Genomic DNA, 8,538 nt, shown 5'->3' with positions numbered 1-8,538 from the left:
CGCGTCCACCGCGGCGGCCGCCGCCTCGGCCCGGGCCCGCCGCAGCGCGGCCCTGCGCCGCCGGTAACGCGGCGGCACGACCTTCTCCGCCCAGTGCGGCACCCGGGGCTGGAAGCGCGGCAGCAGGAGCAGTACGAGACCCACCGCGCTCCCCGCCATGATCGCGAGCACGATCCACATCGAGGCCGAGTTCACCGAGTAGGCGAGCGTGCCGAAGGAGATGAGCGCGCACCAGAAGTACATGATCAGCACGGCCCGGGACTTGGAGTGCCCGAGCTGCAACAGACGGTGGTGGAGGTGACCCCGGTCGGCGGCGAACGGCGACTGGCCGCGCCACGTGCGCCGTACCACCGCGAGCACGAGGTCCACCGCGGGCACCGCGATGATCGACAGCGGCAGCAGGAGCGGGATGTACGAGGGCACCATCTCGTGGACCGAGGCGCGCTCCGAGCCCGTGAACAGGTTGAGTGCGTCCGGCTCGACCTGTCCGGTGATCGAGATGCCGCCCGCGGCGAGCACGAGCCCGATGAGCATCGAGCCCGAGTCGCCCATGAAGATCCTGGCGGGGGGCATGTTGTGCGGCAGGAAGCCGAGGCACATGCCGATGAGGATCGCCGAGAAGAGCGTCGCGGGGGCCGCCGCCTCGATGGCGTGCCCGTACCAGATGCGGTACGAGTACAGGAAGAACGCTGCGGCGGCGATGCAGACCATGCCGGCCGCGAGGCCGTCGAGCCCGTCCACGAAGTTGACCGCGTTGACCGTGACGAGGACGAGCGCGACCGTGAGCAGATTGCCCTGCCAGGCGCTCAGCAGGATCGTGCCCTCGCCGGGGATCGGCAGCCACAGGATGGTGAGGCCCTGGACGACCATGACGCCGGCCGCGATGAGCTGGCCGCCGAGCTTCACGAGGGCGTCGATCTCGTACTTGTCGTCGAGCACGCCGACGATCCAGATGATCGCGGCGCCCGAGAGCAGCGCCCGGGGCTCGTGCGAGGTCACGAAGACGTTGTTGAGGTTCGTGAGGTGATCGGCGACGAGGAGTCCCGCGCACAGCCCCGCGAACATCGCGATGCCCCCGAGCCGGGGGGTCGGTTCGCGGTGCACGTCCCGGGCCCGGATCTCGGTCATGGCGCCCGCGACGATGGCGAACTTCCGCACCGGTCCGGTCAGCAGATAGGTCACCGCCATCGTGATGCAGAGCGTCAGCAGGTATTCACGCACGGGCTTCCCCACAGATCGAGCGGCCATCCTCCAGCGCACACCTTAGCTTCGCGCGCATACCGCCTTGACCTTCCGGGTAGCCCCTTTGGTTGTCCCGAAACGCCCTCGTAGCGGGTCACGAGGCCCCCGACCCGCCCAAATCCCCCGCACCGCACATCCGTCGCACGGGGGACGTACCGCGCCCGCGCATCGCGGGCCGGTTCCTTCAGGCGCCGGGCGGCACGCGGCCCCGCTCCCCCGGGTTCACCGGGCCACTTCGGCCCCTGTCAGCGCGTTGATCACGGGATCGAGCGCTTCGCTGATCTCCCCGCCGATGGCCTCGAAGAAGGTCAGCGGCGCCCCGTAGGGATCGTGCACCTCGTCCGCCTCGGGCGTCGGCGCGAGCAGCCAGCCGCGCAGCGCGGCGGCGGCCCGGACGAGCGCCCGCGCGCGGCCCGCGAGATCGGCGGTGTCCGGCAGCGTCGCGGGGTCTATCGCCCGTACGAGCCGGGTGAACTCCTTGAGCGTGAAGGTGCGCAGGCCCGCCGAGTGCCCCATCGAGATCACCTGGGCGCGGTGGTCCCGGGTGGCGGTGAGGACGAGGTCGGCGTGGATGACGTGCCCGTCGAGCAGTTCCCTGGCGCGGAACCCCGCGGGATCGGCGCCCAGTTCACTGAGCACGGCCGCCGCGTTCTCCTCCATCGGCGCGCCCTCGTGCCCCCACGTGCCCGCGCTCTCCACGATCAGCTCGCTGCCCGCGCGCGCCCCGAGCCGGGCCGCCAGGGCATGCCGGGTCAGCCGCTCGGTGATCGGCGAGCGGCACACGTTCCCGGTGCTGACGTGGAGGATGCGGAAGGGAGGGTCGGGCGGGTCCCCGGGTATGTCCCGCCCTTCGCCGGGGGCCGTCAACTGGCCACCTTGAGATGGGGTACCACCTTGCGCAGCTCTTCGGCGTCGATGACCCCGGCGCGCAGGAGCACGGGCACCTCGCCGCTCACGTCGACGATCGAGGAAGGAACGTTTCCCGAGGTGGGACCGCCGTCGAGGTAGACGGAGACCGAGTCGCCGAGCATCTCCTGGGCCGCGTCGCAGGTCTCGGGCGCCGGATGACCGGTGAGGTTGCCCGAGGAGACGGCCATCGGGCCGAAGTCGGTGAGGAGTTCGATCGCGACGGGGTGCAGCGGCATCCGGATCGCGACGGTGCCGCGGGTGTCCCCGAGGTCCCAGGCGAGCGAGGGCTGGTGGCGGGCGACGAGCGTGAGGCCGCCGGGCCAGAAGGCGTCCACGAGGTCCCAGGCGGTCTCGGAGAAGTCCGTGACGAGGCCGTGCAGGGTGTTCGGGGAGCCGATGAGCACGGGCGAGGGCATGTTGCGCCCGCGGCCCTTGGCGGCGAGCAGGTCGCCGACCGCCTCGGCGCTGAAGGCGTCGGCGCCGATGCCGTAGACGGTGTCGGTCGGCAGGACGACGAGTTCGCCGCGCCGTACTGCGGAGGCGGCCTCGCGCAGGCCGGTGGCGCGGTCGGTCGCGTCGTCGCAGTCGTATCGCCGTGCCATCAGCGGGTCTCCTGTTCGCGGGGAAGGTGCGGGGGGTCGTGCGGGGTCCGGCGGGGGTCGTGCGGGCCCGGGCGGCTCACGGGAGGGCCTTGCGGGCCGTCGCGAAGCGCGGGCGCTTGTTGAGGTCGGGGTGGTCGGCGGCGTCGGCCCAGCCGCGCTCCTCGGTGAAGAGCCACGGCACCTGGCCGCCCTGGGTGTCGGCGTGCTCGACGACGACGACGCCGCCGGGGCGCAGCAGGCGGTGCGCGGTGCGCTCGATGCGGCGGATCGTGTCGAGGCCGTCCTCGCCGGAGAAGAGCGCCATCTCGGGATCGTGGTCGCGGGCCTCGGGCGCCACGTACTCCCACTCGGTGAGCGGGATGTACGGCGGGTTGGAGATCACCAGGTCCACCTGGCCGTCGAGTTCGGGCAGGGCCGCGAAGGCGTCGCCCTGGTGGAGGTGGACGCGGGAGCCCTCGACGTTCCTGCGGGTCCACGCGAGGGCGTCCTCGCTCAGCTCGACGGCGTGCACCGTGGAGCGCGGCACCTCCTGGGCGAGCGCGAGCGCGATGGCTCCCGAGCCGGTGCACAGGTCCACGACGAGCGGTTCGACGACGTCCATCGCGCGCACGGCGTCTATGGCCCAGCCGACGACGGACTCGGTCTCGGGCCGGGGCACGAAGACCCCGGGGCCCACCTGGAGCTCCAGGTACCGGAAGTAGGCCCGCCCGGTGATGTGCTGGAGCGGCTCGCGCGCCTCGCGGCGGGCGATCGCCTCCCAGTAGCGGGCGTCGAAGTCGGCGTCCGGGACGGTGTGCAGCTCCCCGCGCTTGACGTCGTGCACGTACGCGGCGAGTTCCTCCGCGTCGTTGCGGGGGGAGGGCACACCGGCGGCGGCGAGCCGCTGGGTGGCCTGGGCCACCTCGGCGAGCAGGAGGTTCACGCGCCTGTCCTTCCTGTGGCGCCGGCGCCGCCGGCTGCCGCGGCCCGCGGGGGGCCGCTTTCGGTCACACGCTCGTGGAGCGTCGTACGGGACCGGACGGCGGCCCCGCGCACGGTCACGCCGCGGCGAGCTTGGCCGCGGAGTCCGCGTCCACGCACGCCTGGATCACCGCGTCGAGATCCCCGTCGAGCACCTGGTCGAGGTTGTACGCCTTGTAGCCGACGCGGTGGTCGGAGATGCGGTTCTCGGGGAAGTTGTACGTCCGGATCTTCTCCGAGCGGTCCACGGTGCGCACCTGGCTGCGGCGCGCGTCGGCCGCCTCGCGCTCGGCCTCCTCCTGCGCCGCCGCCAGGAGGCGGGAGCGCAGGATGCGCAGGGCCTGCTCCTTGTTCTGGAGCTGGCTCTTCTCGTTCTGGCAGGAGGCGACGACGCCGGTGGGCAGGTGCGTGATGCGCACCGCCGAGTCGGTCGTGTTGACGGACTGGCCACCGGGGCCCGAGGAGCGGTAGACGTCGATGCGCAGGTCGTTCGGGTTGATCTCGACGTCCACCTCCTCCGCCTCCGGGGTGACGAGGACCCCGGCGGCCGAGGTGTGGATGCGGCCCTGGGACTCGGTCGAGGGCACGCGCTGCACGCGGTGCACGCCGCCCTCGTACTTCATCCGCGCCCAGACGCCCTGGCCGGGCTCGGGGCTGGCGTTGCCCTTCGTCTTCACGGCGACCTGGACGTCCTTGTAGCCGCCCAGCTCGGACTCGGTGGCGTCGAGGATCTCGGTCTTCCAGCCGACCCGCTCGGCGTACCGCAGGTACATGCGCAGCAGGTCCCCGGCGAAGAGCGCGGACTCGTCGCCGCCGGCGCCCGCCTTGATCTCCAGGATGACGTCCTTCTCGTCGCTCGGGTCGCGCGGGACGAGCAGGAGGCGCAGCTTCTCGGTCAGCTCCTCGCGGCGCTCGTCCAGCTCCTTGACCTCGGCGGCGAACTCGGGGTCCTCGGCGGCGAGTTCGCGGGCGGTGGCGATGTCGTCCCCGGTCGCGCGCCAGGCCCGGTAGGTGCCGACGATGGGCGTCAGCTCGGCGTAGCGCTTGCTGAGCCGCCGGGCGTTGGCCTGGTCGGCGTGGACCGAGGGGTCGGCGAGCGTCCGTTCGAGCTCGGCGTGCTCGCCGATGAGTTCCTCGACCGCCTCGAACATCTCCGGGCTCCAAATCGCGTACGTGGAAGGGCTGCGGGGCTGGGCCGCACGGGGGGGACCGCTGCGGCGGTGGCGCCGGGGGGCGTGCCACCGCCGAAAAAGCGCCGGCCCCGACCGCCCCGAGGGGCGGCCGAGGACCGGCGCGTTCGGCTCGCTACTTCTTGGCGGAGCCGGTGGCGGCCTTGCCGAAGCGGGCCTCGAAGCGGGCCACGCGGCCGCCGGTGTCGAGGATCTTCTGCTTGCCCGTGTAGAACGGGTGGCACTCGGAGCACACGTCGGCGCGGATGGTGCCGGACGGGACGGTGCTACGGGTCGTGAACGACGCGCCACAGGTGCAGCTGACCTGCGTCTCGACGTACTCGGGGTGGATGTCGCGCTTCAAGGTGTCTCCTAGGTTCTGGAGGGTGCCGGGTCGCGGAGCCGGGAATGGCGCCACGTGAACCGGGACCGACGTACCAGTTTGCCAGCACTGGCCGCATCCCCCAAAACCGGGGTGGGGGCGCTCGTATTCCCGTACGCGGGGTCGCCCGCCGGTGCCGGTTCGTGACGCGGGGGGCATACGGGTCCGGGCGGGCCCGTACGCCCCCGTCTCAGCCCTTGACGACCCCGTCGGCGCCGCCCTCCGTCGTGCCGTGCAGCGCCGCCGCGGGGACCGCCCGGTCGGCGCGCAGCGCCTTCCAGAGCTGTGTGTCCTTCGCGGTGTCGGGCAGGACGCGGTTGGCGTTCTGGGGGTCGTAGGCGACGGGCAGCGTCACCATCGTCGTCGCCGAGGTCTTGACGCCCTTGAGCGAGGTGCCGAACTTGGCGAGGCCGCCGACCGAGTCGAGCCCCGAGTCGGTCGTGAGGGCGCTCGTCGCGGCCCCCGCGAGCTTGTACGCCTTCGCGGGGTTGCCGAGCACGCCGACGTGTTTGACGCGCTCGATGAGCGCCTTGACGAAGGCCTGCTGGAGCTGGATGCGGCCGAGGTCGCTGCCGTCGCCGACGCCGTGCCGGGTGCGGACGAGGCCGAGGGACTGCTCGCCGTCCAGCGTGTGCCTGCCGGCGGCGAGGCTCAGGTGGCTGGAGGCGTCCTGGATGGGCTTCGTGGTGGTGAGCGGGACGCCGCCGAGCGCATCGACGAGCTTCTTGAAGCCCGTGAAGTCGACCTCGACGTAGTGGTCCATGCGGATGCCGGACATCGACTCGACGGTCTTGACGGCGCACGCGGGCCCGCCGGCCGCGTAGGCGCTGTTGAACATCGCCTGGTGCGCGGCCGGGACGCTCTTCCCGTCGTCCGTCGTGCACGCGGGCCGGTCCACGAGGGTGTCGCGCGGGATCGAGACGACGCTCGCCTTCTTGTGGCCCTCGTAGACGTGCACGACCATCGCGGTGTCCGAGCGCGCCGAGCCCTCGTCGTGCCCGTACGCGCCGTTGCTGCCCGAGCGCGAGTCGGAGCCGAGGACGAGGATGTCCATCGAGCCGTCGTCGGTGTCGGCGGGCCGGTCCTTGCCGAGCGCCGCGTCGATGTCGACGCCCTTGATGTTGTGGTCGAGGTGCCAGTAGGCGTAGCCGAGGCCCGAGCCGCCGAGTACGACGACGCCCGCGGTGGTCCAGGCGGCGATCAGCAGGCCCTTGCGGCGGGCGCGCGGCTTGCGGCGGCGCCCCTTGCCGCCCCGGCGGGGGCGGGACCCCTCCTCGGGGCCCACGGGGGTGTCGGTCATGCGCTCCTCAGCTCTGTCGCGTGGCTCCCCCGTCCCGGCGTGCTCACGTCAGCACATGCCCGGATTTCGCCAGCGTCGCACAACGCGCTGTGATCACGACGGACCCCACGTCGGCCGATCGGTGGCCCCCACACGCGAACTGCCTGCGGTTTTCCCGCGCGGTGCGGGAGCGGGGCCGCTCACGGGCTGTGGCGAAGGACACGCGGGGACGGGGGCGAGGGCCGGGACCGGCACGGGGACGGGACGGGGACGGCCCGGCGTACCCGGGCGGCGCGAAGGCCGGGGGCCGCCCTCCCGTGTGGGAAGACGGCCCCCGGCCTTCGTTCAGGTCCTGCGGGTCCCTACGGGCCTCACTCGCCGCCGTTGCCGGTGCCGGGCGTGGTCTTCTGGATCTGGAGCAGGAACTCCGCGTTGGACTTGGTCTTCTTCATCCGGTCCAGGAGCAGTTCGATCGCCTGCTGCTGGTCGAGCGCGTGGAGCACCCGGCGCAGCTTCCAGACGATGCCCAGCTCGTCACCGGCGAGGAGGATCTCCTCCTTGCGGGTGCCGGAGGCGTCGACGTTGACCGCCGGGAAGATGCGCTTGTCCGCGAGCTTGCGGTCGAGGACCAGCTCCATGTTGCCGGTGCCCTTGAACTCCTCGAAGATCACGTCGTCCATGCGCGAGCCGGTCTCGACGAGCGCGGTGGCGAGGATGGTGAGCGAGCCGCCGTCCTCGATGTTGCGCGCGGCGCCGAAGAAGCGCTTGGGCGGGTAGAGCGCCGTGGAGTCGACACCGCCGGAGAGGATGCGCCCGGAGGCCGGGGCCGCCAGGTTGTAGGCGCGGCCGAGGCGGGTGATCGAGTCGAGGAGCACGACGACGTCGTGGCCCAGCTCGACGAGCCGCTTCGCCCGCTCGATCGCCAGCTCGGCGACCGTGGTGTGGTCCTCGGCGGGCCGGTCGAAGGTCGAGGAGATGACCTCGCCCTTCACCGAGCGCTGCATGTCGGTGACCTCTTCGGGCCGCTCGTCGACGAGGACGACCATGAGGTGGCACTCGGGGTTGTTCGTGGTGATCGCGTTGGCGACCGCCTGCATGATCATGGTCTTGCCGGTCTTCGGCGGGGCCACGATCAGCCCGCGCTGGCCCTTGCCGATCGGGGCGACGAGGTCGATGATCCGCGTGGTCAGCACCCCGGGGTCGGTCTCCAGGCGGAGCCGGTCCTGCGGGTAGAGCGGGGTGAGCTTCTGGAACTCGGGGCGGCCGCGCCCGGTCTCGGGCGCCATGCCGTTGACCGAGTCGAGGCGCACGAGCGCGTTGAACTTCTCGCGCCGCTCGCCGTCCTTGGGCTGGCGGACCGCACCCGTGACGTGGTCGCCCTTGCGCAGGCCGTTCTTGCGGACCTGGGCGAGCGAGACGTACACGTCGTTGGGGCCCGGCAGGTAGCCGGAGGTCCGGATGAACGCGTAGTTGTCGAGGATGTCGAGGATGCCCGCGACGGGGATCAGGACGTCGTCCTCGTTGACCTGCGGTTCGTTGATCTCGTCGCGACCGCGACGGCCCCGGCGGTCGCGGTAGCGGCCCCGGCGGCCACGGCGTCCGCCGTCGTCGTCGAAGTCGTCCTGCGGCCGGTTGTCGTGCTGCTTCTGGCGGTTCTGGTTGCCGCCGCCCTGCTGGTCGTCGCCCTTGTTGCCGCGACGGTTGTTGTCGCGGTCGCGGCCGTCGCGGTTGTTGTCGCGGCCGTCGCGGTTGCCGTCGCGGTCGCGGCCCCTGCGGCGGTCGCGGTCGCGGCCCGAGCGGCCCTCGGCGTTGTCGCCGTCGTGCTGGCCGTGCTGGCCGCCCTGCTGGCCGCCGTCCTGGCGGTCCTGCTTGGCGCGGTTGTCCCGGTTGTCGCGGTTCCCGCGGTCGTCGCGGTTCTCGCGCTGCGGCTGCTCGGCGGCCTGCGGCTGCTCGGTGGCGGCCTCGGGGCTGCCGGCCTCGGCCGTGGCGCGGCAG

Annotated in this window: 8 protein-coding genes; all 8 read right to left on the bottom strand. The window is 72.4% G+C overall.

Annotated features, from left to right (window positions below; translation table 11 throughout):
- On the bottom strand, positions 1-1,248 hold a 1,248-nt coding region (locus G3I42_RS36410; RefSeq protein WP_164291922.1), incomplete at its 3' end, for an MraY family glycosyltransferase.
- A 216-nt stretch (positions 1,249-1,464) separates the two neighbouring features.
- Positions 1,465-2,109 (bottom strand): protein-tyrosine-phosphatase, encoded by a 645-nt coding sequence (locus G3I42_RS36405; RefSeq protein ID WP_164291921.1) that lies wholly within the window; start codon positions 2,107-2,109, stop codon positions 1,465-1,467.
- On the bottom strand, positions 2,106-2,753 hold the full coding sequence (locus G3I42_RS36400) for an L-threonylcarbamoyladenylate synthase (protein ID WP_164291920.1): 648 nt from the start codon (positions 2,751-2,753) through the stop codon (positions 2,106-2,108). The genes G3I42_RS36405 and G3I42_RS36400 overlap by 4 nt, the downstream gene beginning before the upstream one ends.
- A gap of 76 nt (positions 2,754-2,829) precedes the next feature.
- The gene (gene prmC, locus G3I42_RS36395) at positions 2,830-3,675 is read right to left on the bottom strand and encodes a peptide chain release factor N(5)-glutamine methyltransferase (RefSeq protein ID WP_164291919.1); all 846 of its coding nucleotides are present in this window, start codon (positions 3,673-3,675) and stop codon (positions 2,830-2,832) included.
- Between the two features lie 115 nt (positions 3,676-3,790).
- Entirely contained in the window at positions 3,791-4,864 is a 1,074-nt protein-coding gene (gene prfA / locus G3I42_RS36390; RefSeq protein WP_164291918.1) for a peptide chain release factor 1, read from the bottom strand.
- Between the two features lie 154 nt (positions 4,865-5,018).
- On the bottom strand, positions 5,019-5,246 hold the full coding sequence (gene rpmE / locus G3I42_RS36385) for a 50S ribosomal protein L31 (RefSeq protein ID WP_007822028.1): 228 nt from the start codon (positions 5,244-5,246) through the stop codon (positions 5,019-5,021).
- 208 nt (positions 5,247-5,454) lie between these two features.
- A complete protein-coding gene (locus G3I42_RS36380; RefSeq protein ID WP_164291917.1) occupies positions 5,455-6,564 on the bottom strand; it encodes an LCP family protein in 1,110 nt (369 codons plus the stop codon).
- A 350-nt stretch (positions 6,565-6,914) separates the two neighbouring features.
- Positions 6,915-8,538, bottom strand: a 1,624-nt coding sequence (gene rho, locus G3I42_RS36375; RefSeq protein WP_164291916.1) for a transcription termination factor Rho, incomplete at its 5' end; no start/stop codon positions are given.

Origin of the sequence: Streptomyces sp. SID11385 (assembly GCF_010548245.1) — a bacterium.
GTDB lineage: Bacteria > Actinomycetota > Actinomycetes > Streptomycetales > Streptomycetaceae > Streptomyces.
This window is presented reverse-complemented; position numbering and strand designations above follow the sequence as displayed.